21 protein-coding genes are annotated in these 26,183 nt (G+C 54.9%); 14 read left to right on the top strand and 7 right to left on the bottom strand.

Annotated elements, in window-relative coordinates; translation table 11 throughout:
• The first annotated feature begins 80 nt into the window (after positions 1-80).
• The 3 genes from MKX42_RS11530 to MKX42_RS11540 all read left to right on the top strand — a co-directional run bounded on the left by MKX42_RS11530 (position 81) and on the right by MKX42_RS11540 (position 2,936).
• Positions 81-1,382: a GntP family permease gene (locus MKX42_RS11530; RefSeq protein ID WP_340752622.1), complete on the top strand. Its 1,302-nt coding sequence runs from the start codon at positions 81-83 to the stop codon at positions 1,380-1,382.
• A 27-nt stretch (positions 1,383-1,409) separates the two neighbouring features.
• Positions 1,410-2,555, top strand: coding sequence for a glycerate kinase (locus MKX42_RS11535; protein WP_340752623.1), 1,146 nt, complete (start codon positions 1,410-1,412; stop codon positions 2,553-2,555).
• 231 nt (positions 2,556-2,786) lie between these two features.
• Positions 2,787-2,936 carry a hypothetical protein gene (locus tag MKX42_RS11540; RefSeq protein ID WP_340752624.1) on the top strand — a complete coding sequence of 50 codons (150 nt, stop codon included), beginning with the start codon at positions 2,787-2,789 and terminating at the stop codon, positions 2,934-2,936.
• Positions 2,937-3,157: 221 nt separating this feature from the next.
• Here the strand turns inward: MKX42_RS11540 and MKX42_RS11545 are convergent, their stop codons facing one another.
• Both MKX42_RS11545 and MKX42_RS11550 read right to left on the bottom strand, forming a co-directional pair.
• Positions 3,158-4,186 carry a CdaR family transcriptional regulator gene (locus MKX42_RS11545; RefSeq protein WP_340752625.1) on the bottom strand — a complete coding sequence of 343 codons (1,029 nt, stop codon included), beginning with the start codon at positions 4,184-4,186 and terminating at the stop codon, positions 3,158-3,160.
• A 242-nt stretch (positions 4,187-4,428) separates the two neighbouring features.
• Entirely contained in the window at positions 4,429-5,343 is a 915-nt protein-coding gene (locus tag MKX42_RS11550; RefSeq protein WP_340752626.1) for a dihydrodipicolinate synthase family protein, read from the bottom strand.
• A gap of 96 nt (positions 5,344-5,439) precedes the next feature.
• On the opposite strand from MKX42_RS11550, the gene MKX42_RS11555 reads away from it, so the two are divergent.
• The 3 genes from MKX42_RS11555 (at position 5,440) to MKX42_RS11565 (ending at position 9,808) form a co-directional block, all read left to right on the top strand.
• On the top strand, positions 5,440-6,198 hold the full coding sequence (locus MKX42_RS11555) for an IclR family transcriptional regulator (RefSeq protein WP_340752628.1): 759 nt from the start codon (positions 5,440-5,442) through the stop codon (positions 6,196-6,198).
• A 74-nt stretch (positions 6,199-6,272) separates the two neighbouring features.
• Positions 6,273-8,228, top strand: a complete 1,956-nt coding sequence (locus MKX42_RS11560; RefSeq protein ID WP_340757669.1) for a YjhG/YagF family D-xylonate dehydratase — start codon at positions 6,273-6,275, stop codon at positions 8,226-8,228.
• Positions 8,225-9,808, top strand: coding sequence for a glycoside hydrolase family 43 protein (locus MKX42_RS11565; RefSeq protein WP_340752629.1), 1,584 nt, complete (start codon positions 8,225-8,227; stop codon positions 9,806-9,808). The genes MKX42_RS11560 and MKX42_RS11565 overlap by 4 nt, the downstream gene beginning before the upstream one ends.
• Positions 9,809-10,279: 471 nt before the next feature.
• Here the strand turns inward: MKX42_RS11565 and MKX42_RS11570 are convergent, their stop codons facing one another.
• Both MKX42_RS11570 and uxuA read right to left on the bottom strand, forming a co-directional pair.
• Positions 10,280-11,896 (bottom strand): mannitol dehydrogenase family protein, encoded by a 1,617-nt coding sequence (locus tag MKX42_RS11570; protein ID WP_340752630.1) that lies wholly within the window; start codon positions 11,894-11,896, stop codon positions 10,280-10,282.
• Positions 11,897-12,973, bottom strand: a complete 1,077-nt coding sequence (gene uxuA / locus MKX42_RS11575; RefSeq protein WP_340752631.1) for a mannonate dehydratase — start codon at positions 12,971-12,973, stop codon at positions 11,897-11,899.
• A gap of 227 nt (positions 12,974-13,200) precedes the next feature.
• Between uxuA and MKX42_RS11580 the strand changes: the two genes are divergently transcribed.
• Positions 13,201-13,854 (top strand): GntR family transcriptional regulator, encoded by a 654-nt coding sequence (locus MKX42_RS11580; RefSeq protein WP_340752632.1) that lies wholly within the window; start codon positions 13,201-13,203, stop codon positions 13,852-13,854.
• 189 nt (positions 13,855-14,043) lie between these two features.
• Here the strand turns inward: MKX42_RS11580 and MKX42_RS11585 are convergent, their stop codons facing one another.
• Positions 14,044-14,967 (bottom strand): helix-turn-helix domain-containing protein, encoded by a 924-nt coding sequence (locus MKX42_RS11585; protein ID WP_340752633.1) that lies wholly within the window; start codon positions 14,965-14,967, stop codon positions 14,044-14,046.
• 185 nt (positions 14,968-15,152) lie between these two features.
• Here MKX42_RS11585 and MKX42_RS11590 point away from each other — a divergent pair, with 185 nt between their 5' ends.
• Both MKX42_RS11590 and MKX42_RS11595 read left to right on the top strand, forming a co-directional pair.
• Positions 15,153-17,237: an alpha-glucuronidase family glycosyl hydrolase gene (locus tag MKX42_RS11590; protein ID WP_340752634.1), complete on the top strand. Its 2,085-nt coding sequence runs from the start codon at positions 15,153-15,155 to the stop codon at positions 17,235-17,237.
• A gap of 44 nt (positions 17,238-17,281) precedes the next feature.
• The gene (locus MKX42_RS11595) at positions 17,282-18,076 is read left to right on the top strand and encodes a Nif3-like dinuclear metal center hexameric protein (protein ID WP_340752635.1); all 795 of its coding nucleotides are present in this window, start codon (positions 17,282-17,284) and stop codon (positions 18,074-18,076) included.
• Between the two features lie 223 nt (positions 18,077-18,299).
• On the opposite strand, the gene MKX42_RS11600 is transcribed toward MKX42_RS11595, so the two are convergent.
• Both MKX42_RS11600 and MKX42_RS11605 read right to left on the bottom strand, forming a co-directional pair.
• Positions 18,300-19,313, bottom strand: a complete 1,014-nt coding sequence (locus MKX42_RS11600; RefSeq protein ID WP_340752636.1) for a sugar phosphate nucleotidyltransferase — start codon at positions 19,311-19,313, stop codon at positions 18,300-18,302.
• 15 nt (positions 19,314-19,328) lie between these two features.
• Positions 19,329-20,144: a DUF6492 family protein gene (locus MKX42_RS11605; RefSeq protein ID WP_340752637.1), complete on the bottom strand. Its 816-nt coding sequence runs from the start codon at positions 20,142-20,144 to the stop codon at positions 19,329-19,331.
• 219 nt (positions 20,145-20,363) lie between these two features.
• Between MKX42_RS11605 and MKX42_RS11610 the strand changes: the two genes are divergently transcribed.
• The 5 genes from MKX42_RS11610 (at position 20,364) to MKX42_RS11630 (ending at position 26,129) form a co-directional block, all read left to right on the top strand.
• On the top strand, positions 20,364-21,119 hold the full coding sequence (locus tag MKX42_RS11610) for a YheC/YheD family protein (protein ID WP_340752638.1): 756 nt from the start codon (positions 20,364-20,366) through the stop codon (positions 21,117-21,119).
• Between the two features lie 294 nt (positions 21,120-21,413).
• Positions 21,414-22,433, top strand: coding sequence for a LacI family DNA-binding transcriptional regulator (locus MKX42_RS11615; RefSeq protein ID WP_340752639.1), 1,020 nt, complete (start codon positions 21,414-21,416; stop codon positions 22,431-22,433).
• A 125-nt stretch (positions 22,434-22,558) separates the two neighbouring features.
• A complete protein-coding gene (locus MKX42_RS11620; RefSeq protein WP_340752640.1) occupies positions 22,559-23,554 on the top strand; it encodes an ABC transporter permease in 996 nt (331 codons plus the stop codon).
• Between the two features lie 13 nt (positions 23,555-23,567).
• Positions 23,568-24,455, top strand: coding sequence for a carbohydrate ABC transporter permease (locus MKX42_RS11625; protein WP_340752641.1), 888 nt, complete (start codon positions 23,568-23,570; stop codon positions 24,453-24,455).
• A 33-nt stretch (positions 24,456-24,488) separates the two neighbouring features.
• Complete coding sequence (locus MKX42_RS11630) at positions 24,489-26,129, top strand: sugar ABC transporter substrate-binding protein (RefSeq protein WP_340752642.1); 1,641 nt, start codon at positions 24,489-24,491, stop codon at positions 26,127-26,129.
• Positions 26,130-26,183 lie beyond the last annotated feature (54 nt).

Genomic DNA, 26,183 nt, shown 5'->3' on the forward strand with positions numbered 1-26,183 from the left:
TCCGTTCATCAATATTCTTTTCCTCCCCCGAGACCTTATAATGAGAGCGTGTTCAACAAGTTGTTAGGGGGAACTTTGAAATGGAAGGATTAATCATTGGTTGGTATGGAGCGCTTGCAGGACTGGCAATTGCCATTATTCTGATCCTGAAGAAATTAAATCCGGTCTACGCTCTGTTCCTGGGTGCCATTGCAGGGGCGCTGATCGGCGGAGCCAATCTCGAACAGACCGTGAGTGTTCTTGTAAGCGGTACGCAAAGTGTAATGGGCACGGTGCTGCGGGTGCTGGCCGCCGGTGTGCTGGCGGGTGTGATGATGGAGTCGGGTGCGGCTGAAGCCATAGCCCAGGCTATTGTCCGAAAGTTCGGCGGAAGCAAGGCCATTCTGGCCCTCGCGCTGGCCACGATGGTCATTACGGCAATGGGCGTATTCATCCCGGTAGCGGTGCTGATTGTGGCTCCGATTGCTTTATCTGTAGGCAACAAAATGGAGATCTCGAAGCTGGCGTTGCTGCTGGCCTTGTCGGGCGGGGGGAAGGCAGGTAATATTATCTCACCGAATCCGAATACGATTGCTGCTGCGCGCGGCTTTGAGCTTGATCTTAGCCATGTCATGTTGGCAGGCGTAATCCCGGCAATCTGCGGATTAATTGTAACCGTTATCTTAGCCACTCTGCTGAAGAAAAAAGGTGTCATGGTTACCCCGGCAGAAGCGGCGAACGGGACAGACAACGCGAATACGGCCGCTTACCCGCCGCTCAGCAGAGCGATTGTGGCTCCGCTCGTGGCCATCGTCCTGCTCATGATTAACCCGATCGGCTCCATCTCCGGGATCGAAGCGTTGACCAAGCTTAAGGTGGACGCGCTCTATATTCTGCCGCTGGCAGGAATTATCGGGATGCTGGCGATGGGGCAGGGCAACAAGGTGCTGCAATATACGTCCTCGGGCCTAAGCAAAATGACAGCGACCGTCCTGATCCTGATCGGGGCTGGCGGCATTGCCGGTCTGATCTCTGCTTCCGATCTGTCCGCCCAGGTGGTGCATCTGATTGAGCTGTCCGGGATTTCCGGGACGTTCCTGGCACCGATCTCCGGGATACTGATGGCTGCGGCTACCGCCTCAACATCCACGGGTGTTATTGTCGCTACCGGCTCCTTCGGGCAGGCCATTCTGAATATGGGCACCGCTCCGCTGGCTGCCGCTGTGATGGTTCATACCGGAGCTACGGTCATCGACTCGCTGCCGCAGGGCACTTACTTCCATGTCACGGCGGACAGTATGAAAATGTCAATCAAGCAGCGCATGGGGCTCATCCCGTATGAGGCCATCGTTGGCGGCACGATGACGATTGTGGCTACGCTGGTTTACGGATTTTTACTTTAAGATCAATATTATAGATGAGGTGTGGAAATGAGAGAGAGAACCTTTGTGCTGGCGCCGGATTCCTTCAAGGAGAGCATGACCGCGAAAGAAGTATGTACAGCGATGGAGGCCGGACTCCGCAAGATTTACCCTGAAGCCACTTACATCCATGTTCCGATGGCTGACGGCGGGGAGGGGACCGTACAGTCCCTTGTCGACGCTTCCGGCGGAGACATTCATTATCTGGAAGTTGCAGGACCGCTGGGACAGCCGGTGACGGCACAATTCGGCATTCTAGGTGACGGCCAGACGGCTGCCATCGAGATGGCTTCGGCGAGCGGCATTCAGCGGGTGGACAAGGCGGAGCGGAATCCGCTGATCACCACCACCTATGGGACGGGCGAGCTGATTCTGGAATGTCTGAACCGTGGTATCCGCAAAATCATCATTGGCATCGGCGGCAGCGCCACCAATGACGGCGGTGCCGGAATGGCCGAAGCGCTTGGCGCCAGATTCCTCGATGAAGCTGGGAGCGTACTTCCGCGCGGCGGCGGCAGCCTCGGGCGGCTGGCGAGTGTTGATGTTAGCGGGCTTGATGCGAGACTGCAGCAGGTTCAGCTCATCGTTGCCTGCGATGTGACCAATCCGCTCTGCGGGGAGCAGGGGGCTTCAGCCGTATTCGGTCCGCAAAAAGGGGCCACACCCGACATGGTGCAGCAGCTTGACGCCAATCTGGCCCATTATGCGGCGGTGGTAAAGCAGCAGCTTCACAAGGATGTCCGAGACCTTCCCGGAGCCGGCGCAGCGGGGGGGCTGGGCGCGGGTCTGATGATCTTCACACAGGCCACGCTGCAGAAGGGAATCAAGATCGTGATTGAATACACAGGGCTTCAGCAGAAGCTGGAGCAGGCGGACTTCGTCTTCACCGGAGAAGGCGGGATTGACTTCCAGACCAAATTCGGCAAAACGCCGTACGGCGTAGCAAGCACCGCCAAGGCCAGCGGTAAAAAAGTCATTGCCCTGGCGGGTTATATCGGCGAGGGAATCGAGACGCTCTACGCCGAAGGAATCGACGCCGTCTTCGGCATCGTTCCCGGGGCTTCGAGCCTGGAGAAGCTGCTGGCTGACGGCCCTGCCAATGTCGAACGGACCTGCGAGAATATTGCCAGGCTGCTGAAGCTCAGCGGGCAGTAAGGTTAGTTAAGTGAATGGAGCAGCGGAGTTTAATGTAGCGGAACTTAGTGAATAGCAGAGGTAAGTGAATATTGGAATGTAGCTAATAGTTGCGTTGCATAGAATTGCCCCGGTGGATATGATCCTCCGGGGCAATTGCTTTTATTAATGGGGTGCCGCAACCCTACTCCCAAGTAAGAAGTGGAAAAAGAGCATTTAATTTCTCTGAAATCTTATAGTTGAGGATTTTAGATGGAAAAAGTACAACTGCTTAGCCGGAAACCTGCGTTTGGCGGGAGCTGGGCTGAATTAAATGCCCTTTTTCCAATTAAATTCCTCAGCGTACCCATCAGCCGGAAATTAGATGTACTTAATCCACCTATGATCATGCTGAAATTTTAGCTTATAGAAGAAGCACTTAAGAAATTAACAAAAAGCAAAAAGAAGCGGAGGGGAAATTTGGAACTGGAGGAGCGTTAGCGACCGCCTTTGTGTTTGGATTTCTACCGCGAGGAGCGTTTGAAATCAGGAAATCCAAACACAAGAGCGGCCGGAAGTCCAAATGTTCACCGCAGCGACGACCAGGCTTTGAGTTCTAATCGCAAGTGCTTCTTTTATAGTATCTACTTATACAGCGCCAGCAGCTCATGCGTAAGCTCGAAGAGCTGCAGCAGGTTCCTCGGGTCCTTGCCGGTGACGCTCTCGATCCGCTTCAGACGGTATTGCAGCGTATTGCGGTGGATGTTCAGCTGCTCAGCCGTCTGCGAGACACTGCAATTGTGATTGATGAAGCTGCGGAGTGTCTCCAGCAGATCGGCGGTATCCTCCAGCTTGATTGCCGTGCCGGGCTTGTCTGACAGCTTCGCCTGACTAAGCTTTACCAGGAATTCTGCATCCTCGTAGCTGATCGATTGCCCCGCAGGGCGGAGTGCTAGAAGAACGCCGAGGGCAGCCTTGGCCTGACGGTAGCCCTCCGCGATACTGGCCTCCAGCCGGCCCGAGGCCAGCAGGAGCTGCGGCTGATTATGCAGCAGCTCTGCAATTAGCCGGCTGCAATCCGGCCGGCTCTGGACCAGGATTACCCATGTATCCCCGTCGAGCTGGAAGGACGGATGCAGGAACAATAGCTTTGCCTCATCAAGCTCTGGCTGCACATGCTTGAGATACAGCACGGTGGTCTTCTGCAGAAGGTCGATCTGATAGGCCGCGGCTTCTTTTCGCAGCTTCTGGGAGTACGCTCCCTGATGGTCAAGGAGCATCTCCAGCAGAGCCTTCTTGCGACTCACTTCGCTGGCCAGATGCTCCAGCGTGTTTCTTTGTTCAATGAGCAGCGATACCGTGGTCCTCACGATATTGCAGAAGGGCCGGACCTCTTCCGGGCTGCCGGAGATTCCGATTACACCTACGCGGGTATTGCCGATGACAATCGGTTCGTTGGTGCCCTTTTTCTCATATCGCCCGTCCTCCATGACTTCGACCCTGTGCCCGGTGGACAGTGCCTCAACAGCCCCCTGATGAACGGTACCGACCCTTGCCCTATGCCCGCTGCCGATGATGATCCCCTGATCGTTCATGATGTTAATGTTATAGGGGATGTCCATCATCATCTTGTCTACAATCTCCTGCGCCTGCTTCTCCGATAGCTGAAACAACCGGAACTCCCTCCTTATCTTGAGCGGGTAACCGCCTATATTGCCTCTACTTCACTCATTGTGCATCTGAACAAAATTATAGTCCAACCTTCACCACGAAGAAAGGAGGAACCTCACGAGGCAGTTTACACGGAACCGTGCAAGAAGCTGTACCCAAAAAGCCAGCCCCAATGCGGGCTGACCTTAATAGAAGGGGGGATTTTGAAAAATAAGAATGGATGAGTCCGCGCTATAAATATCGCTTACCCTTGGGCAATACCTGCCCGGCTGAAAATAAACTTCAGCTTCTCCTCATGCTCCGCACTCCATACCCCAGGCGAAGCCAGGCTGAAGGTGGATACCGGAACACCCGACAAGCGGACAGCTTCCTTGATCGAAGCGATGAACGGGTCATCGATGGCATACAGGGCCGGAATTTCAACGATCTGCCGGTTGAACTGCAGGACGCCTGCCAGATCTCCCTTTTTGAAGCTGTCATACACGCCGAGCATCAGCTGCGGAGCGAAGTTCGCACTGGCAGCGATCGCCCCGTCTCCTCCGGCAGCCAGCGTAGGCAGCAAATATTCGTCGAAGCCGCAGAAGACGGAGAAGTCCGGACTAACCGCCTTCACCTGCATGATCATCTGGCGGATGTGGCTAAGCTGGTCCACGGTATCCTTGATGCCGAGTACATTCGGATAATGTGCTGCAAGGCGGGCCACGAAGGCCGGAGTCAGATCCTGGCCGGTCATGGCCGGGAAGTTGTACAGCATGAGCGGTACATCGACCGCTTCCAGCACAGCGGCATAATGCGCGAACAGGGCGTCCCCGTTCAGCTTGTAGTAATACGGATTCATAATGACGATGCCGGTAGCTCCATGCTCAGCAGCATGGCGGGAGAGCCGGAGGGTCTCAGGGGCCGTGTTGCTGCCGGTGCCGATCCAGGCCGGAAGACGGCCATTCGTATATTCCAGGCATAGCTCTGCGATCTCTTCACGCTGCTCTGCGGTGAACAGGGTGAATTCTCCGGCCGTTCCAAGGAAGAACAGACCGTGAACCCCTTTGGCGATCAGGCTGTCGATGAGCAGCTTCATTCCGTCACGGTCGAATTTCCCGGTGGAATCCAGAATGGTCGGGACGGGAGGAATGACACCTGCATTCGGGTGGCTAAGTTTCATTTTATTTTTGCCTCCTGGTTTGGTATTATAAACATATGATTATTATAGTGAACTTGGAAGGCTTAATCAATGGATTTATGAGAGGGGAATGAAGGTGTGGACCAGAAGTACTGGGTTCCGGCATTGGAACGGGCTGATCTGATTCTTAAGGCCATCTCAAGACAGACCGGAGCGCTCAAAATGACAGATCTCTGCGAGGAGACCGGCATTAACAAAAGCTCGATGTTCTCGCTGCTGCGCACAATGGAGACTCTGGGATGGGTGGTGAAGGATGCGGGCGAGAGGTATGTGCTTGGCGCCGGGATCTCCTATTATAATACCGTCTATAATGATTCGCTTAAGCAGAATATGAATCTGGTAGAGCGGTTTCTGGCAGAGTCGGTGCAGAGTGTCGGGGCGGTGGGGGAGACCTTTCAGCTGTCGGTGCTGGACCGCGATGAGATTATTTACCTGGCCAAGCAGGAGGGGCAATCCCTGGTAAGGCTGGAGTCCAGCCCCGGGATGCGGTTTCCGGCACATGCGACGGCGATGGGCAAGATGATGCTGGCGCTGCTGCCGGAGGGGGAGCTGGAACGGCGTTATCCGGGTAAAATGCTGCCTGCGGTCACTGCCCGCACGCTCACAGACTGGTCTAAGTTCATAGCAGCCCTGGCAGCGATTCGTAAGACCGGCTATGCGCTGGATCAGGAGGAGATTATCCAAGGCATCAGTTGTGTGGCAGCGCCGGTTCTGGATGCCTCAGGCAAGGCTGTTGCCGCTGTCAGCACTTCGATGCTTCAGCATGCATTCGAGGCGAAGCGGGAGATTGCGCTGCGGGAGGTAAAGGCGCTGGCAGTGAAGCTCTCGTTGTCTTAGCTTAGGCATCCGGGCAAGAACATTCATTCTGAGGGAGAGAAGGGGTTACTGTGAAATTGACCGTACAAGAGATTATGAAGGAAGACATCATTGAAGCTGTTCCGGTACATACGGCTGCGGAAGGGCCGGCAGGTCAGCTGCCGATCACCGGGGAGGTGCTGCGGAATGCGCCGAGCGGAGAGATTTTTGGCATGACTCAGAACGCGGGCATGGGCTGGAATCCGCTGCTGCTGAACCGGCCCCAGTATCTGATTCTCGGAACGATGGGCGGCATCCGGCGCGAGGACGGCACTCCGCTGGCGCTCGGATATCATACCGGTCACTGGGAGATCGGCGTGATGATGGAGGAGATTGCGGAGGAGCTTACCGCAAATGAGGGAATTCCGTTCGCCGGATATGTCAGCGATCCCTGTGACGGCCGTTCCCAGGGAACCACAGGCATGTTCGATTCCCTGCCTTACCGCAATGATGCGGCCATCGTGCTGCGGCGGCTGATCCGTTCACTCCCTACCCGTAAGGGTGTGCTTGGCGTAGCTACCTGCGACAAAGGCTTACCCGCCATGCTGCTGGCCCTTGCCGGGATGCACAAGCTGCCGGGCATCATCGTTCCCGGCGGCGTGACTTTGCCTCCTATAGAGGGAGAGGACGCAGGTAAGGTGCAGAGCATCGGGGCTCGCTACAGCAACGGGGAGCTGTCCCTGGAGGAAGCGGCAGATCTCGGCTGCCGGGCCTGTGCGACGCCGGGCGGCGGCTGTCAGTTCCTCGGCACCGCCGCAACCGCCCAGGTGATTGCGGAGGCATTGGGCATGGCGCTGCCGCATTCGGCCCTGTCTCCTTCGGGGCAGCCGATCTGGAAGAACATCGGCCGCCAGTCGGCCCGGGCCCTTCAGCATCTGGATCAGAACGGAATCGTGATGAGTGACATTCTGACAGATCAGTCGATCCAGAATGCCATGGTGCTGCACGCTGCCTTCGGCGGCTCTACGAATCTGCTGCTGCATCTGCCGGCCATCGCCCATGCCGCCGGGCTGAAGGTTCCGACCGTTGAGGACTGGAACCGGGTGAACCGGATGGTTCCGCGCCTGGTCAGTGTATTGCCGAATGGACCAGTGCCTCACCCCACAATCCGGGTGTTCCTTGCAGGGGGAGTTCCTGAGGTCATGCTGCATTTGCGCAAGCTGGGACTGATTGACGAGTCCGTGCTGACGGTGACCGGACGGACACTGGGCGAGAATCTGGACTGGTGGGAGAGCTCGCAGCGGCGGACCGATCTGCGTCAGCGGCTGCTGGAAGCAGATGGTGTAGACCCGGATTCTGTCATTATGAGCCCGGAGGAAGCGAAGCGCCAGGGGATGGCGTCTACTATGACGTTCCCTATCGGCAATCTCTGCCCCGAAGGTGCAGTCATCAAATCGGCAGCCATTGACCCAGCCGTTCTGGACAGCGAGGGCGTCTATCGCCATACCGGACGAGTGAAGGTGTTCACCACCGAGAGAGCCGCCATCCGCAGCATCAAGCTGGGTATGGTCCAAGCGGGGGATATTCTGGCCGTCATCGGCCGCGGGCCGAGCGGAACGGGGATGGAGGAGACCTACCAGCTCACCTCGGCGCTCAAGCATCTGCCGTACGGCAAATATGTCACGCTGATCACGGATGCCCGCTTCTCCGGCGTCTCCACAGGTGCCTGCATCGGCCACATGGGGCCGGAAGCGCTGGCCGGCGGCCCGCTCGGCAAGCTTCGTGATAATGACTGGGTAGAAGTGCGGATTGATACGGTGAACTTGGAAGGAAGCGTGAACCTGGTGGGCGAGGGAGATGAGCCGCTGACCAAGGAAGCGGGGATGCTGATTCTGGCTTCGCGGACACCGCATCCGGGCCTGGCGGTAGATCCGGGCCTGCCGGAGGATACCCGGCTGTGGGCTGCGCTTCAAGCAGCCAGCGGCGGAACCTGGAAGGGCTGTATCTACGATACTGACAAAATCATTGCCTTACTGGAAGCAGGACGGCAAGCATTGGAGGAGAAACTATGAGCCGAAATCTGATTCATAATCCCATTCTGCGCGGATTTCATCCCGACCCGTCGATCTGCCGGGCTGGAGATGACTATTACATCGCCACCTCAACCTTTGAGTGGTTCCCCGGTGTGCGGATTCATCATTCGCGCGATCTGGTGAACTGGCGGCCGCTGACCTATGCGCTGACCCGCAGCTCGCAGCTTAATATGGAGGGGGACCCTGATTCCGGCGGCATCTGGGCACCTTGCCTCACGTACGACAATGGACTCTTTTATCTGATCTATACCGATGTCAAAAGCCGCCAGGGTGCCTTCAAAGATACACCAAACTATCTGGTGACAGCCGAGAATATTGAAGGCCCCTGGTCTGAGCCGGTCTATCTGAACAGCAGCGGCTTCGACCCCTCGCTGTTCCATGATGAGGACGGGCGCAAATGGCTGGTCAATATGCTGTGGGATCACCGCACCGGCCGCAACAGCTTCGCCGGGATTGTGCTCCAGGAATATTCGGTGGAAGAGCAGCGCCTGATCGGCCCGGTTACTAACATCTACAAAGGAACGGAGCTGAAGCTGACCGAAGGCCCGCACCTGTACAGGAAGGACGGCTGGTATTATCTGATTACCGCTGAGGGCGGTACGCAGTATGATCATGCGGTAACGGTAGCCCGCGCGAAGCAGATTGAAGGTCCTTACGAGACCGCTCCCGTTAATCCGCTGCTGACCTCTGCAGGACACCCCGAGCTTGCGCTGCAAAAAGCAGGCCATGCCAGCCTGGTCGAGACGCAGACCGGCGAATGGTACATGGTCCATCTGTGCGGCCGTCCGGTCAAGGACAAGTATTGCAATCTGGGCCGGGAGACGGCGATTCAGCGCGCCATATTTACGGAAGACGGCTGGCTGGCCTTGTCCGGGGGCGGAAATGCTCCATCGCTGACGGTGGAAGGCCCGGATCTTCCGGCGCATCCTTTTGCGCCAGCCGCTTCTCGCGACGACTTCGAGGCCCCGCAGCTGGATGTCCGCTGGAGCACCTTGCGGGTGCCTGCGGACGAATCCTGGCTCTCACTTCAGGAGCGTCCGGGATACCTGCGCCTGCGTGGCAGGGAATCTATGAGCTCCATGCACCGTCAGAGCCTGGTCGCCCTGCGCCAGCAAGCCTTCCGTTGCAGCGCTGAGACCTCGGTGGACTTCGAGCCGCAGCATTTCCAGCAGATGGCCGGCCTGATCGTCTATTACGATACGATGGATTACCTCTATCTGCGGATCACGCACGATGAAGTCCTTGGCCGAACTCTGGGACTCATCCGCTCCAAGGATGGAGTCTTTGAAGACACTCTGACGCCTGAAGTCCCGCTGCCAGCCGGAGCAAGTGTAGCACTCAAGGTCGTCATTGACGGCGAATTCGCCCAGTTCTATTACAGCACCGGCGGCTCCGATTGGGAGAAGATCGGCCCGGCTCTGGAAATCTACCATCTGTCCGATGATTTCCCGGCTTACATCCGCTTCACCGGCACTTTCATCGGCATGTGCGCCCAGGACCTCAGCGGCACGCTGCATCCGGCGGATTTCGATTACTTTGAGTATCTGGAGCAGGAGTAGGGCGTTCAGTAGCTGTAGCATCGAAGATGATGCTTCAATAAAACTAAGGCTCTAAAGGAAAACTAGCGGAATGAACAACTGAAAGGGAAAAATCCCTTTGAATTCACCAAAAGTGAGCGGGAGGCGGAAATGAGAGGTATAAATCCCACTGATTTATCCAGATACGCGCTAACTAAGTAAATGAAGAGGACAAGTGCCCCTGAATCAGGGGAAAGTTGGCTAAACGGGCAAATAAAGAGCACAAGTGCCCCTGAATTCGCCGGAAGCGGGCCAACTCCGCAGTCTAATGTAATTTGTGCAGCAGAACGCAACACTTAGCTAAGCGGACCGGTTTATACTCTAACTTCCCCGCCACCGGCCATCCCTGCAACCCTGTAACGCTCACCACCCAAAAAAGGCCAAGCCCTCCTTATTCAAGGAGAGCCTGGCCTTTCTACTTATGTTCGCGTGTTCGCGCACAACCGCCCACACTCAGGCCGTATACTTCTCCAGCGTAGCCCTTACTGCGCCCGGACCAGCCAGCATCTCGGTGAACATAGCCTCTATAGTCCCGCCTAGTCCGGCGGCGTACAGGTCTACGCCGAAGATAGCTTTATCCTCCAGCACCGCGCGCACCTTCAAGGCCTGCTGCGCATCCGCGCCCAGAGCAACGCCTTCAAGCCGCGCTTGCAGCGATTCCAGTAGCGGGTCAGGGCTCAGCGTGAACGCAGCGCCTTCATCGTTCACGCCGAGCAGGTACCGGCACCACGCTGCAATCGCCAGCGGGATCGCCGTTAACTGGGCCGGGTCGAGATCCCCGCGCCGGATATACGACTTGATCGTCTCGCCGAAGCGGATGCCGACCTTCTGCGAGGTATCCGTAGCAATCCGCTGAGGAGTGTCCGGGATGAACGGGTTGGCGAACCGTTCCTGCAGCACCTCGTCCAGGAATTGCTTCGGACTCAGGATGCCGGGATCGACAACAACGGGCAGGCCTTCCTTGTAGCCGATAGTCTCGACAAGCTTCCGAAGCGTAGCATCCTGCATCTCATCGGCGATCAGCGTGTAGCCGAGCAGACAGCCAGTTACCGCCAGTGCCGTATGCAGCGGGTTGAGGCAGGTAGTTACCTTCATCGTCTCCACCTTGTTAACCGTGTCGCGGTCCGTGAAGATCACACCGGCTGCTTCAAGCGCCGGACGGCCGTTCGTGAATTTGTCCTCAATGACCAGGTACTCGCTGATCTCCGCATTTACGAAGGGAGCGGTGTACGTATTCTTGGAGGTAACGATCACATCCATGCCGCCGATGCCCTGTTCCAGCAATGCTGCCTGGACGGATTCGGACGGGCGCGGGGTGATTTTGTCGATCATGGACAGCGGGAAGGTGATCTTCTGCTCATCCTCCAGGTAAGCCACGAACCCTTCCTCGACATGGCCCTTCGCGGCCCATTCCTTGGCGATCGTAACCATGCCGTTCTTCAGCTTGTCGCCGTTATGCGAGCAGTTGTCCATGCTGACGAAGGTCATCGGGTACTGGCCCTTCAGGTAACGCTTGTAGGCGAAGGAAGCCACGATGCTCATCGCATGAACCGGATGCTCCGGCCCGCCGACGATGTCCTTCTGCACAATGCCCAGATACTGTCCGTCCGGTCCCGTCAGGGAGTAGCCCTTCTCCGTAATCGTGAAGCTCGCCATCTGCAGGCTGGGATTCTCGAAAATCTCAGTCAGGCGGCTGTAGTCCGCTTCCCTCGTCTTGTCTGCCGTGATGCCTTCGACGATGCTGCTGACGATCCGCTTCTGGAAGTCGCCTGCCGCATTCATCAGCACGAGTAGGGTCAGATTGTCGTAAGGCTTGTAGACCTTGTCGATCATCTCGAAGTCGAAGGTCTCGGCGGCGATAATGCCGGTGTCAGCCTTGCCGCTGTCCAGCAGCTTCTGGTGCGCATTCGCCACGAAGCCTCTGAAAATATTGCCCGCCCCGAAGTGAACCCACTCCGGCTTCTTTAACGTATTCTGCGCGACCGCTGCGAAGTCGAACTTTGGCAGCTCTACCCCTGCGGCTTCCCAGGCTGCGCGCTCCTCCATGCTGCTTCTGTTCAGACTCAGCATTTACTTGGCCCCCTTGGCATTCTCCAGGCTGTCCCATACGCCGAGCAGATACATGATGCCCATCGCTCTGTCGTAGAGGCCATAGCCCGGACGGCAGTTCTTTTCCTCGCCCCAGAGATGTCTGCCATGGTCCGGACGCACATAACCGGTGAAGCCGCTCTCATGATACGCCTTGACAACCTCAGCAACATCTACGCTGCCGTCGCGTCCGCGGTGGGATACCTCAATGAAGTCCCCGTTATCGAACACCTTCACATTGCGGATATGGGCAAAATAAATCCGGTCATTGAACTCGCGGATCATCGCCGGCAGATCATTCTCCGGGTTGGTGCCGAGCGAGCCGGTGCAGAAGGTCAGGCCGTTATACGGGCTGTCCACCATGTCCAGGAAGCGGCGGATCGTATCGCGGCTGCGGATAATGCGCGGCAGTCCGAAGATCGGCCAGGCCGGATCATCGGGGTGAATTGCCATTTTGATATCCACTTCTTCACATACCGGAATGATGCGCTCCAGGAAATACTTCAGGTTGTCGAACAGTTTATCCTCAGTAACGTCAGCATAAGCCGCGAACAGCTCATCCAGCTTGGCCAAGCGCTCCGGCTCCCAGCCGGGCATCGTGAATTGTCCGGCACCCTTCAGGATGCGGTCCACCATCTCACGCGGATTATCGGTAATGGCAGCCTTTTCATAAAAGAGTGCATTCGATCCGTCCGGGAGCTCCTTGTACAGCTCGGTACGGGTCCAGTCGAACACCGGCATGAAGTTGTAGCAGATGACCTTGACGCCAACCTTGGCGAGCTTGCGGATTGTATCGATATAGATGTCAATATATTTGTCGCGGGACGGCAGTCCGATCTTGATATCATCATGAACGTTGACGCTTTCAACAACCGCTGTGCTGAAGCCCTTGGCTGTGATCTGATCGGCAACCTTCTGGATTTCTTCCATTTCCCAGACCTCACCGGCCACCTTGTGGTGCAGCGACCAGACGATGCCCATAACGCCCGGGATTTGACGGATGTGGTCAAGGGTGATGTTGTCGTTGCCCTCGCCGTACCATCTCCAAGTCATATTCATTGTCATTTTCCTCCTTAAGTAAGATAAGCATAAATACAAATGATAACCATCCGAAGCCTTGTGACAATTGACCTTATAGAACCAGCGTTACATGTGGCATAATCTTGTATACAAGATTCGATTCGTAATGATCATAGATTATGCGTACATCTTTGTCAATGAAATTCATATCCCTTTTCTATATAATGGGGGGAAGAACAATCCCGAACAGAAAGTTGGTCTATTCCATGACTTCCAAAAAAGAAATAATGGCCTACCTCAAGCAGGAGATTCTCTCCCTTGAGCTGAAGCCGGGGGCGATGATCAGTGAGACGGCTCTATCCGAGCGCTTCCAGCTGTCGCGGACGCCGATTCGTGATGTGCTGAAGCAGCTGTCCCTGGAGCAATACGTCGATATCTATCCCAAAAAAGGCAATCTCGTATCCTACATAGACCTGGAGTCCGTGGAACAGATTATCTACCTGCGCAATGTGCTGGAGAAGGAAATTATGAAATCGCTGGCCGGGAATATCCCGCTAAAAGGGCTGCATGAGCTGAGGGACAACCTTGCGCAGCAGCAGAAATGTATCGAGCAGGCGGAGGGGGCGGAGGTGTTCCTGCAGCTCGATGACCAGTTCCACCGCACGATGTTCGGCTTGGCCGGGCGTGAATTCCTGTGGGGTGTGCTCCAGCAGTTCAATGTGCACTACATCCGCTACCGCAAGCTGCATATGCTGAAGGACGAGAAGCTGGCGGCGATTCAGCAGGAGCATCAGCAGCTTCTGGATTATATCGTGCAGGGCGACACCGCGGGGATCGACGAGCTGCTGCACCACCATCTGCGGGCGGATATCGATTCCAACAACCTCCAGGAGCATTTCGCCACGTATATCAAAAAATAGGGCGGGCCTTCATCAAGCCCCGCCCGCAATAGCGCAAAAAACCCGCCCTCATCATCCATGAGTGCAGGCTTTTACTAAAAATATAAGAACTTATATGTTGCACACGATAACTTATCCTTCTATTTCTCGCTGAAACGGTACCGTCCTTTAAAAGGACGGCGAAGCCGCTTCTACTTGATATAAGGTTGTTCAGGCTTCGTGCTCTGCCCAGCTCCTGTCCTCGCGGTATTCCCGCGGCGACTTGCCGCTCCAGCGCTTGAACTGTCTGCTGAAATGGGCGATATCGCGGTAGCCGAGCAGGCCCGATATCTGGCTGACCGTCAAGCTGTGGTCATCCAGCAGCACCTTGGCCTCATGCAGTATCTGCTCAGAGAGGTAGACGCGGGGGGAGAGGCCGAATACCTGGCGGAAGACCCGGTAGCAGTGCGAGGGGCTGATCCCCAGCTCAGCGGCGATGTCGTCAACGCCATAATGGCTGTCATAGGGCACCTCCTGCTTGAACTGCTGATAGATCAGGCTTTGGAGGCGGCTGCGGATTTGGTGGGCCAGCTCGATTCGCTCATAAGTACCCGGAGAGGAATTGTCAGCCTCCAGGGAGAAGACCTCCCAGAGCTGGGCGAACAGCTCGAAGACGGCGGACTGCAGCCTCATGCGCTGGGAGATCGTGATGCTGCCGGAGCCGGAGGTGGAAATCTCCACCAGCCTGCTGAGGAGCGGTCCTAATCTGTGGGCAACATTGCTCTCTGAGGTGAACAATACATGATTCAGCCGGCTGAGAAGTGAAATGAACAGCTTGTCATCGATATCGAAATGGATGCAGAAATAGGTGAAGGCTCCGCCGTTTCCGCTGCGGCTGGAATGGATATCGCCCGGCCTCAAGAGGACCAGATCCCCGGCGCGCTGGAGATAGCTGTGGTTGTTGACCGTGAGCTGCTGCTCCCCTTCAAGCACATAATTGAATTCGTATTGGGGATGGGCGTGCTGCGGATAATCCCATTCCCCGCTCACCTTGCGCAGATGCATGCCGAACAGGTTGAGCGTGGTTTTCACATCCGGGATGATAGTTTCACTAAGGCTTTGCCCCGGGACAGGCGGTTCAAAAGCTGCAACCAATAGGATCGCCCCCTGATACTTTGCGTTCTCTTGATAGGGATGTACACTTGTTATTAGTATACAGGATTCTGCTTGATTTGGGTAAATATTAGCGTGATTTGACAATGTTCCGGGGCTGCGGCTGCGTGGTAGGATGAACCTGAATGAAATCTAGTATACAAGATGTATGCGGAGGAGATATGGACATGAGACAACAATCCGGGAATGAGTATGCTGCACAATATGACAGCGGATACAATGCGTGGTTAAGCTATCCTAAGCTTCAACAAGGCCCCCTATATAAGCAATATGTGAAATGGTGCGGAGCGGTATCCGTTACGGAAGGCGGGGAGACCATCCAGGCTGCACTTCAGGAATGGACAAGAGGCATTGCCTCGCTATTGGACCTTGAGGCTGTCTCCAAGCCGCAGCCGGAAGAATTCGGTGTGGCCTTCGGCACCTTCACGGGTGATCATCCGCTGATCCAGGGCTTGTTCGAGGACAAGACGGTCCAAGCTTTGGGAGCAGAAGGATTCGCCATTCGTACCAGCCAGTCCCGTAAATGCATTGCTGTAGGGGCTTCTTCCCAGGCAGGTGTGTTATACGGCGTCTTCCATCTTCTGCGCCTGATCGCCAGCGGCAAGGATATCGGGAATCTGGATGAAGTAGTGAATCCTGTGAATTCGTTGCGGATGATTAATCACTGGGATAATTTCGACGGCAGTGTGGAGCGCGGCTATTCCGGCAGATCCTTCCTGTATGAGAATAACCAGTTCACGAAGGATATGGATAGAATTACAGACTATGCGCGGCTGATGTCTACCGCCGGCATTAACGCAATAGCGATCAACAATGTTAACGTTCATGCACTTGAGACGCTGTTTATCTCTACCTATCTGCCGGATGTGGCGAGAATCGCTGATATCTTCCGCATCTATGGCATCCGCCTGTACCTGAGCGTGAACTTCGCCGGGCCTATGCATGAAGGGGAAGTCGGCAGTGCAGATCCGCTGGATGCAGGCGTGCGGGAATGGTGGAAGTCAAGAGCGGCCGACATCTATGCCGCTATTCCCGATTTCGGCGGCTTCGTGGTCAAGGCTGATTCGGAGAACCGGCCCGGCCCGTTCACTTACGGGCGGAACCATGCAGACGGGGCCAACATGCTGGCCGAAGCCCTGGAGCCTTATGGCGGCATCGTCATCTGGCGCTGCTTTGTATACAACTGCAAGCAGGACTGGCGTGACCGCAAGACAGACCGGGCCAGAGCGGCTTATGACCATTTCAAGCCGCTGGACGGCCAGTTCCATGATAACGTCATTCTGCAGATCAAGAACGGCCCGATGGATTTCCAGGTCAGAGAGCCGGTATCTCCGCTCTTCGGCGCACTGGAACGGACTAACCATGTGATCGAATTCCAGATCGCCCAGGAGTACACAGGACAGCAGCGTCATGTCTGCTATCTCGTTCCGCAATGGAAAGAGATTATGGAGTTCGACACACAGGCTAAGGGCGGAACAGCGCCGGTGAAGCGGATCGTTGACGGATCGCTGTGGGGCAACCGCCTGAGCGGCATTGCGGCGGTATCCAATGTGGGTAATGACCGGAACTGGACCGGCCATCTGCTGGCCCAGGCGAATCTCTACGGCTTCGGCCGGCTGGCCTGGAATCCTGAGCTGAGCGCGGAAGAGATTGCGGAAGAGTGGATCGCCTTGACGTTCGGTACAGACACCGCAGTAGCCGGGGTAATCAGCCGGATTCTGCTGAATTCCTGGGAGATCTATGAATCTTATACCTCGCCGCTTGGCGTAGGCTGGATGATCAATCCCGAGCATCACTACGGCCCGAATGTGGACGGTTATGAATATTCGATGTGGGGCACCTACCACTATGCCGATCATCAGGGCATCGGGGTAGACCGTACCGTGAATACCGGTACCGGCTACAGCGCGCAGTACATGGGCAGCAACGCATTGCGTTATGATTCGCTGGAGGACTGCCCGGATGAGCTGCTGCTGTTCTTCCATCATGTACCGTACACTCATGTGCTGCATTCCGGCAAAACCGTGATTCAGCATATCTACGATACGCATTTCGAAGGTGCAGAACGTGCCGAAGGGCTGCTGGACGCATGGGGCGGACTGAAGGGCAGCATCGCAGACGGCCTGTACACTCAGGTGGAAGAACGACTTAAGGGGCAGGCGGTTCATGCCAAGGAATGGCGTGACCAGATTAATACGTATTTCTACCGCAAGAGCGGAATTGCAGATGCATTAAGCCGGACCATCTATTAAGTTAGAACGGACCATTTGAGTAACATCGAGGAGGATAAGATCTCATGGCACTGACTTTCAGTGATGTGATGGAACACTTGAATGCAGGGGTACAGCTGCCCGTGAATACGGTGGATAAGCTTGCGCCGGACACTGCGGGAACAGAAGTGCAGGGAATCGTGACTGCCTTCGCCGCTTCGCAGTATGTAGTGGAGCAGGCGGTCCGGCTTGGCGCCAACCTGGTGATCACGCATGAAGGTGTATTTTATAGCCACCAAGGACACGGGAGCGCGCTGGAGCAGGATTCCGTCTACCGGCAGAAGTCTGCGCTGATTACAAGCAGCGGGGTAGGTATCTACCGCTTCCATGACACGATACACCGCTATACACTGGACGGAATCGTGGAAGGGCTGCTACAGGAGCTGGATTGGGAGCAATATATAGAGCGGCATCTGCCTGAGGTATCGATCCTCACTATTCCTGATATGACCGTTTCGGAGGCTGCTGCATATGTGAAGCGGAAGCTGAACATTCCCTATGTACGCGTTGCCGGGAACCTCTCTGCTACATGCTCCAGGGTGGGGGTGCTGGTGGGTTTCCGGGGGAACGGCAGTACGGTCATCCCGATGTATGAGCAGGAGTCGCTTGATCTGGTCATCGCCGGTGAAGGCTTCGAATGGGAGGTGCCTGAGTATATCCGGGATGCGGTCCGGCAGGGCAAGGACAGGTCACTCATCATGCTCGGGCATGCCGAGAGCGAAGCGCCGGGAATGAAGCTGCTGGCAGAGCGGCTGAGCCGGCAGTTCCCGGATGTGCCGGTGCACTTCATTCCGGAGCAGCCAGTGTTTCAAATCCTATAATTAGCGTAGTTTAGAGATATCCCGAACTGCCTGCCACGGCAGTTTGGGATATCTCTTTGTACTTGTTTCGGAAACTATGATTTCCTTCTATTGTGGATAAGATGTGTTACAGCGACATATGGACCGAATATATGTGAAAAACAGTAATTTATAGGTTTTGGGGTCCCCGCAAAGTACCTGAGTTATCATCGAAGCTAAATCCCCACTTTGTGGGGTTATTTTGTCAGGGGCCGTCCTGCCTCCGCCGCTCATTCTCCATCAGAATATCCTTGATGGTGTTAGCGTCCTTCTTATCTGCGATCAGGATGCCTTCGGGACCGGCTATGGCAACTATGCCGGAGACCCCAATGACATGCAGCGGCACCTCCAGCTCGTTAATAAGGTAACTGTCTCCGCATTCTCCCCATAGCCCGCCTACTCCAATGACCTGTGATGGCAGCCGGGCCGTCAGCGTATCCCAGCTTCCCAGGTCGGACCATTCCCCTTCATGCCTTACGACAATAGCCTTGGTACTGCGTTCTGCCACTTCCTTGTCGAAGCTGCGCACCGGGAGCTCTGGATAAAGTGCGTTCAATGCTGCGAATTCTACAGGCAGGTCCAGCCTCTCCAGATGCTCCAGCAGGAAGCTCAGCCGCGCAGCGAATACCCCGCAATTCCATAAGGCCTTCTCCTGCATCAGCTCCAGGGCTTTAACCTTATCCGGTTTCTCTGCAAAAGATAATACCGGAGCATACCCGCAAGCGTCCTCCTGTGACGGGACGATATAACCGTATTGCTCTGAGGGATAAGAAGGCCTCGTTCCAAGCAGGAGGAGTTCGGCCTCAGAATCGGCCAGAATAGCCTCGAATTGATGGAACTGGCGAAAGAAATCATCATCCGCGTACATGTCAGCCGGAGCGATACAGATGATGTCCTCCGGCTGTGCCTTTCCTGCTGCAAGCAAGTGCAGCGCGCCTAACGCTGCAGCAGTAAAGGTGCCGCGCTTGCACGGCTCTCCAAGTACCGGATAATGGCTCCCGGTATACCGCTGCGTGAGGGCCACCTGCTCCTGATGGGCCACGAGCAACAGGGATTCATCCAGTCCGGCCTGACTGAGCTGACGGCATACCCGCCCGAGCATGGATTCTGTGCCCCCGCCCGGTGCAGGCAGCAGCTGCAGGAACATCTTGGAGCGGATGCTGCCGGACAGGGGCCACAGCCGCTGGCCGGAGCCGCCGCACAGAAGAACAGTATGCATCAATATCTTGCCTCCTTAAGGCTTGCCCGGAGTGGAGTATCCCTTGCGCTGATGGAAAGAGAGCGAACGGTAAGACCCGGCGTACTTCCGGATTTGCGCCTCAGTCAGCGAGCCCGCCGGGGTCTTCAGCGCTTTATTATTGGCATTCTTGAGCAGCACAGAGGTACGGTTTGCGCTGTACACGTAGTTGGCATAAGTCTCGAATTCGGAGAAGCCGAACTGCCGCTTCTTGTTGATAGAGTGCAGAATAGCTGCGTGCCAGGACATGCCGTGGCGGGCTGCAATTTTTCGTTTGAGACTGGACAGCTTCGCGGAATCAAACAGCATGTAGTGAGTCACGAATGACTTGGGTGAAGGCGCAGGGGCACCGAGCAGCTTGCGGTAGGTGCGGAAATACTCCGGCTGGCTCCAGTTGCGGCAATAGAAGATACTTTTCCCGCCGGAACGGAAGCGATGGGGCCGGATGAGCACTGTATCTGCATCAATGACCAGGAAATACTTCTCGCGGCACACCTGATCCCCATTCATCTTGAGCAGCTGCTGATACAGCCAGCCTGACCGGTTCCAGCGTGAGGAGGAATAGCGGATCGCTTTTTTGGTGAACGGCAGGACGGTGGTTTCATTGACGAAGACGCAAGCTTTCCGGGAGCACAGCTGTCTGATTCTACTATTCTCCGGTGAGACAATATAGATATTGCTGATAGGGTGCTGGACATAACGGCGAAGACTATCAATCACATAAGGGAGGGTGGCGAGATCTTTTTCGATAGCAGGAATCAGGATGTCGATCGGTGGAGCGCTTGAGGTTACACTTACGGCAGCAACGGACATGTGATTCATCTCCATACATATATTGACATTTGAGCGTCTTCACTAGGGTATGCCTGCGTAGCTGTGATGGAGAGGGCAATCATCCTGCACCAAGTTAATCTTTTCATACGGGGCAAATAATATATTCCATGGCACCTCCACCGGCATAGGATGCAGTGAATATGTAACTTTATGTAAATTGGGAGCGGTGGCTCCCATCCCGGACAGGAGAGTGCATAAGTGACAGCTAAAAAGGTTCAATCAGGTCAGAGCAAATGGTATAAGACACAACTGCTGCTTAAGAACGAGACCATTAAGGGGTTCATCCCCGATACCCGGAGATTTAACAGGCGTAATCTGGAGCAGATGATACACGGGTATGGAATGATCTATATCAAGCCGGAACGGGGAACGTATGGCATGGGCGTGATCCGCGCGGAGCGGAGGGACCGGCAGGGATACGTGTATCAGTATGAGGAGACCGTACGCCGGTTCTCTACGTTTGAGGCTTTTCATCACAGTCTGGCGACAAGAATCGGCAAGAGGAGCTATCTGCTGCAAAAAGGCATCCACCTGCTGAAGCATCACGGGCGCCGCTTCGATATCCGGGTGATGGTGCAGCTCAGTCCCAAGGGCGTATGGGAAGCTACCGGAATTATCGGGCGGCTCGGGCACCCGCGCAAAATTGTGACCAATTACCACAGCGGCGGCAAACCGACCGCAGTAGAGCATTTGCTCTCCACCCATCTGTCTGCGCAGCAGCTTGTGCAGCTTAAGGGGGAAATGAACCGGCTGGGCACACGCATAGCGCAGCAGCTGAAAAAGACTTATCCGCACCACCGGCAATTCGGTGTAGATGTCGGACTAGACCACTCACTGAAGCCGTGGATCATTGAAGTGAATATGAATCCCGATCCCTACATTTTTAATCAGCTGAAGGATAAATCCATGTACCGCAGAGTGATGCGTTACCGGCGTTTGGGCTTGACCAAATAATAAGATATGCCAAAGGAAGGCCTGCCAAGCTGCACAAGGCCTTTCTTCGGCATAAGCTGTGCTGTTCACCCGTACTCCGGCATAGCTAAATCCCGCTGTCTTATAGTAAAATAAGATGAAATTAATGACATAGAAGTTATTGTATGCTAGACAGAGGTTAGGCCTTGTGTCTGGCGGGCAATAATAAGCGGAAAAGGTGGCTGGACAAGCTCATGAGAAAAAGTGTTGTATTTAAAGCGGTTTCATGTTACTTTATAGTCAATAAAAACGTTTTTATCAAAAAGGAACATTGATATGGCTAAGATAACGATCAAAGATGTCGCGCGGGAAGCCGGGGTCTCCATCTCGACAGTCTCCAACGCCCTGAATGATGTAGATGTGCTGAGCCCGGAGACCAAAGCCCATATTCTGAAGGTGGCGCAGCGCCTGAATTACGTTCCGAATCTGAACGGCAAGCTGCTGAAATCAGGGACCACGAAGATGCTGGGGTTCTTCACAACAAGTGTATCCGGTCCATACTTCTACAAGCTGGTAGAATCCATGTCCCGTCAGTGCGACCGCCTGGGCTATGGCCTGAATGTATTCGTCACCAAGGACAAACATGTCATTATGAGCAATATCCTCGGACGGCGGGTAGATGGTGTCATTATCTATGAGGAGCTGGGGATCGACGAGCAGGACATTGCCGCTATGAAGAAAGACAAGATCAAGGCGGTGTTTCTGGATCGGGTGCTGGAGGATGAAGGGATGGGCAGCATTATCTTTGATTCCTACGAATCAGGCTATGAGGCTACGAAGTATTTAATCAGCCTGGGGCATAAGCGGATTGCCTATATCTCCGGCGTGGATACGATGTTTGACAGCGTGCAGCGGAAGGAAGGCTATCTGGCCGCGCTGCGTGAATACCAGCTTCCGGTGGAGGAGGATTTTATCCTTCAGGGGTATTTTGAGGAGGACAGCACCTTTAATGCCGTGAAGTCTTACCTCCGTCTGCATCCCGCACGAGTCCCTGATGCCTTCCTGGCCGGCAATGATATCAGTGCAATGGGCTGTATCCAAGCGCTCAAGAGCTATGGTTATGAAGTGCCGCAGGATGTCAGCGTGATGGGCTTCGATGATATTGATATCGCCCCTTATTATTCGCCGCCGCTTACGACGGTAAGGAATCAGATTGCAAGACAGGGCATGCTGGCGATTGATCATCTGGTCCGCATGATTCAGGACAAGGAGCAGGGCGCAGCCCAGAAGCTGCAGGGTGAACTGGTCGTAAGAGGCTCAAGTCATGTGAAGCTGGAGCGGAAGGACCGCAGATAGAGGGCGGCGGGTGAAACTGATTTTACAGGAGGGGGATTTTTTGCGCCAAAATAAAAACGTTTTTATTAACTTGAGCACCAATGTGAGCACCATCTGGATATCTCAATGGAGAGGGGGACAAGATCATGAATAAAACATCAGCGTCTGCAACATCAGCTTCCATCCCGCCAGCGATCCCGCCGTCCGCCAAGAAGCCCATGGGTCAGCGGATCAAAGAATTTGTAACCGATTACAAAAGACAGTGGGAGATTCAGTCGATGGTGCTGCCAGGCATTATTTTCATGATTATTTTCTGCTACATACCAATCTACGGGCTGACGATTGCTTTTAAGAATTACACGGTCATCGATACCTTATCCACTGCACCCTGGGTGGGACTGGATAATTTCAGGATTATTCTATCGGACGAATATTTCTGGGATGCGGTCGTCAATACGCTGGGCATCAGCTTCTTGAAGCTTGGGGTCGGGTTCATCATTCCAATTATTCTCGCCATTATGATCTATGAGCTGAACATGGGCCGCTTCAAAAAATTCGTCCAGACGATTTCCTATCTGCCGCATTTCCTGTCGTGGATCGTATTAGGCGGGATGCTGATCACCTGGTTCTCTACTTCCGGCTTGTTCAATGAGCTGCTGCTGAATCTCGGGCTGATCTCGAAGCCGTCCAACATCCTGCTGGATGCAGGGAAGTACTGGTGGATTGCCACGCTGTCGGATATTTGGAAGGAAGCCGGATGGGGCACGATTCTGTATCTGGCCATTATGGCTAAGATCGACCCCACCTACTACGAAGCGGCCCGGATTGATGGAGCCGGCCGGCTGCGTCAGATCTGGAATATCACCCTTCCGAACATGAAGGCGATCATCAGCCTGAATCTGATTTTGACGGTAAGCGGCCTGCTCGGCTCGAATCTGGATCAGACGCTTGTACTGATGAACTCGCAGAACCGGGAGAAAGCAGAGGTCATCAACTCTTATGTCTACCGCATGGGGATGACGCAGGGCGATTTCTCTTATGCTACGGCTGTCGGCCTCGGTGTCTCCATTGTGTCGGTAATCCTGCTGCTTATGGCCAACAAGGTCACCAGTAAATTGAACGATAATCAATCCGTGTTGTAGAGGGGGCGCTAGCGTGAATCGGAAGGTCATACGGGAAGGTCTCGACAGCCGGATCTTTGATGCGGTGAATAAGGTGCTGTTGGTCTGCTTCATGGTTATTATCCTCGTTCCCTTATGGAACGTAATTATCTCCTCCCTTAGTTCGGGCAGGGCGCTGGCCGAGGGCGGATTCATCTTCTGGTCCAAAGAATTCTCGCTGGAGAATTACCGGGCGGTCTTCAATGACAGCACGATTGGTCAATCCTTCGTTGTCTCGGTCGCCAAGACGTTCATCGGGGTGATCACCCACGTGTTCTTTTGCGCAATGATCGGCTACGGCCTCAGCAAAAGATACATCCGCGGCCGCAAGCTGTATGTAGCGATGGGCGTGATCACGATGTTTTTCTCCGGCGGAATGATTCCGACGTATCTGCTGATCAAATCGCTCGGGCTGTTGAACAGCTTCTGGGTGTATATTATCCCCGCATTATTCAGCTATTACGATGTGGTGATTCTGATGAACTTTTTCCGGAACGTGCCGGATTCACTGGAGGAGTCAGCCAAGATTGACGGCGCAGGCGACTGGCATATTTTCCTCAAAATCTTCATTCCGCTGTCCATGCCCGCGATGGCAACCATCGCCCTGTTCAACGGGGTGGGACAATGGAACGACTTCATGACCACGAAGCTGTATATCACCGATCAGGCGCTCTACCCGCTGCAGATGAAGCTGTATGAGATCATTGTGCAGTCGCAGACCCAGTCCATGCAGAATATCGGAGGCTCTGTCGTCATTGAGACCACTACCAAAGGAGTTCAGCTGGCAACCATTGTCATTACCACACTGCCGATTGTTGCGATGTATCCCATTCTTCAGCGGTACTTCATCTCCGGCATGATGCTGGGGGCAGTCAAGGAGTAGAAGAGGTTCACTACATTATAGGAGGTCAAGAAGATGATCAAGATGACTAAAGTTCTCGGCACAAAAACGCTTAAACCCGCGCTGCTCCTGATGGCGGCTATGCTGGTGGCGGCAGGCTGCAGCTCGGGCGGCGGCTCCACTAAGGCGGTAGAGGTGTCCCTGGACAACCGGTATACGGTAGACCCGGAGACTCCGGCCTGGCAGCTGGATAAGAAGAGCGAGACTACGGACTTAACCTGGTATGTGAACGCGGACTGGTGGAATACAGATTTCGGCAAGGATGTAGTCACCAAGAAAATCAAAGAGGATCTGAACATCAACATCAAGTTCATTACCGGGGACGATACGAAGCTGAATACGTTCTTCGCGGGCGGCGATATGCCGGATCTGCTGACGATTTTTGATTCCAATTCCCCGGTTGTGCAAAAGGCCGCCACCTGGGCGCTTCCGCTCAATGAGCTGGCGGAGAAGTATGATCCGTATTTCAATAAGGTGGCCGCTGCCGACACGCTGAACTGGTTCCAGCTGAAGGACGGCAAAACCTACGGTTATCCGAACTATTCCAATACACAGGCGGATTATGACAGCGGCAATATTCCGGCGAAGACGGCTTTTGTCATCCGCAAGGATGTGTATGAAGCGCTGGGCAGCCCTGACTTTGGGACCCCGGAAGCCTTCAGGAAGTCTATGAGTGAGATTAAGGCCAAGTTCCCGGACATGATCCCCTTCGGGTTCAACGCAATTGGGGAAGGGACCGGCTCGCTCGGGGATGCGCTGCAGGATTTCATCGGCGTTCCGCTGGAGACGGAGGACGGCAAGTTCTACAACCGCAATCTGGATGAGGATTATCTGACTTGGCTGCGGACGCTGAATGCGGTTTACAGAGACGGGGCGATCAGTGATGACAGCTTCGCCGATGACGGTACAGGTTTTGAGGAAAAGGTGAAATCCGGCAAATATGCGGCCATGCTGCTCGACGGTACGCCTCAGCAGGGCGGCAATCTGCAGATCTTCATGAGTGCTAATCCAGGTAAGGAGTATATGGCTGTTGACGGGCCGCAGAGCACGCAAGGACATCAGCCGACCCTCAATCAATCCGGGATTACCGGCTGGATGATCAATTACATCACCAAGAATTGCAAGGACCCGGCTAAAGCGATTCAGATCTTCACGTATCTGCTGAGCGAAGAAGGACAGAAGCTGATGAACTACGGAATTGAAGGCGTGACGTATAAATCGAACCCGGACGGTACAGTTGAGCTGCTGCCGGAAGTGAAGGACCTGCAGCTGAATAATGCGGATAAGTTCAAGAAGGATTACCGGATGGGCGAATTCATGTTCTTCGGACATGACCGCCACAAGGCGCTGAGCAAGGATGCGTTCCCCGAGTCGATCAAGCAGATGCAGGAATGGGGCAAGGGCAAGCTGAAGCCGCATTTCATCCTGGAGAATATTAACCCCGATCAGGGGACGGCGGAGGCCCGCGGCCAGACGGCCATTAATACGAACTGGAACACCACGCTGGTCAGCATGATCCGTGCCAAGGACGAGGCTACTTTTGACAGTACGCTGGCCGATCATAAAGCATTCCTCGACAAGAACAACTGGAGCAAGATTGTGGAGATCCGCAGCGAGAAGATGAAGGCCAACAAGGAAAAGCTGGGCATTAAGTAGGCAAGGCGCAAGGGAGGGCCCGTTTTGGGCCCTTTTATATAAGAAGATGGAGGG

The organism is Paenibacillus sp. FSL R7-0204, assembly GCF_038002225.1.
Lineage (GTDB): Bacteria > Bacillota > Bacilli > Paenibacillales > Paenibacillaceae > Paenibacillus_AQ.

Coding starts and splice junctions, on each gene's coding strand:
- MKX42_RS11560 (WP_340757669.1), top strand. CDS start 6,273: ATGAAGGAAGACATCATTGAAGCTGTTCCGGTACATACGGCTGCGGAA.
- MKX42_RS11630 (WP_340752642.1), top strand. CDS start 24,489: ATGATCAAGATGACTAAAGTTCTCGGCACAAAAACGCTTAAACCCGCG.
- MKX42_RS11600 (WP_340752636.1), bottom strand. CDS start 19,313: ATGCATACTGTTCTTCTGTGCGGCGGCTCCGGCCAGCGGCTGTGGCCC.
- MKX42_RS11620 (WP_340752640.1), top strand. CDS start 22,559: ATGAATAAAACATCAGCGTCTGCAACATCAGCTTCCATCCCGCCAGCG.
- MKX42_RS11605 (WP_340752637.1), bottom strand. CDS start 20,144: ATGTCCGTTGCTGCCGTAAGTGTAACCTCAAGCGCTCCACCGATCGAC.
- uxuA (WP_340752631.1), bottom strand. CDS start 12,973: ATGAATATGACTTGGAGATGGTACGGCGAGGGCAACGACAACATCACC.
- MKX42_RS11540 (WP_340752624.1), top strand. CDS start 2,787: ATGGAAAAAGTACAACTGCTTAGCCGGAAACCTGCGTTTGGCGGGAGC.
- MKX42_RS11565 (WP_340752629.1), top strand. CDS start 8,225: ATGAGCCGAAATCTGATTCATAATCCCATTCTGCGCGGATTTCATCCC.
- MKX42_RS11535 (WP_340752623.1), top strand. CDS start 1,410: ATGAGAGAGAGAACCTTTGTGCTGGCGCCGGATTCCTTCAAGGAGAGC.
- MKX42_RS11595 (WP_340752635.1), top strand. CDS start 17,282: ATGGCACTGACTTTCAGTGATGTGATGGAACACTTGAATGCAGGGGTA.
- MKX42_RS11530 (WP_340752622.1), top strand. CDS start 81: ATGGAAGGATTAATCATTGGTTGGTATGGAGCGCTTGCAGGACTGGCA.
- MKX42_RS11570 (WP_340752630.1), bottom strand. CDS start 11,896: ATGCTGAGTCTGAACAGAAGCAGCATGGAGGAGCGCGCAGCCTGGGAA.
- MKX42_RS11580 (WP_340752632.1), top strand. CDS start 13,201: ATGACTTCCAAAAAAGAAATAATGGCCTACCTCAAGCAGGAGATTCTC.
- MKX42_RS11550 (WP_340752626.1), bottom strand. CDS start 5,343: ATGAAACTTAGCCACCCGAATGCAGGTGTCATTCCTCCCGTCCCGACC.
- MKX42_RS11615 (WP_340752639.1), top strand. CDS start 21,414: ATGGCTAAGATAACGATCAAAGATGTCGCGCGGGAAGCCGGGGTCTCC.
- MKX42_RS11590 (WP_340752634.1), top strand. CDS start 15,153: ATGAGACAACAATCCGGGAATGAGTATGCTGCACAATATGACAGCGGA.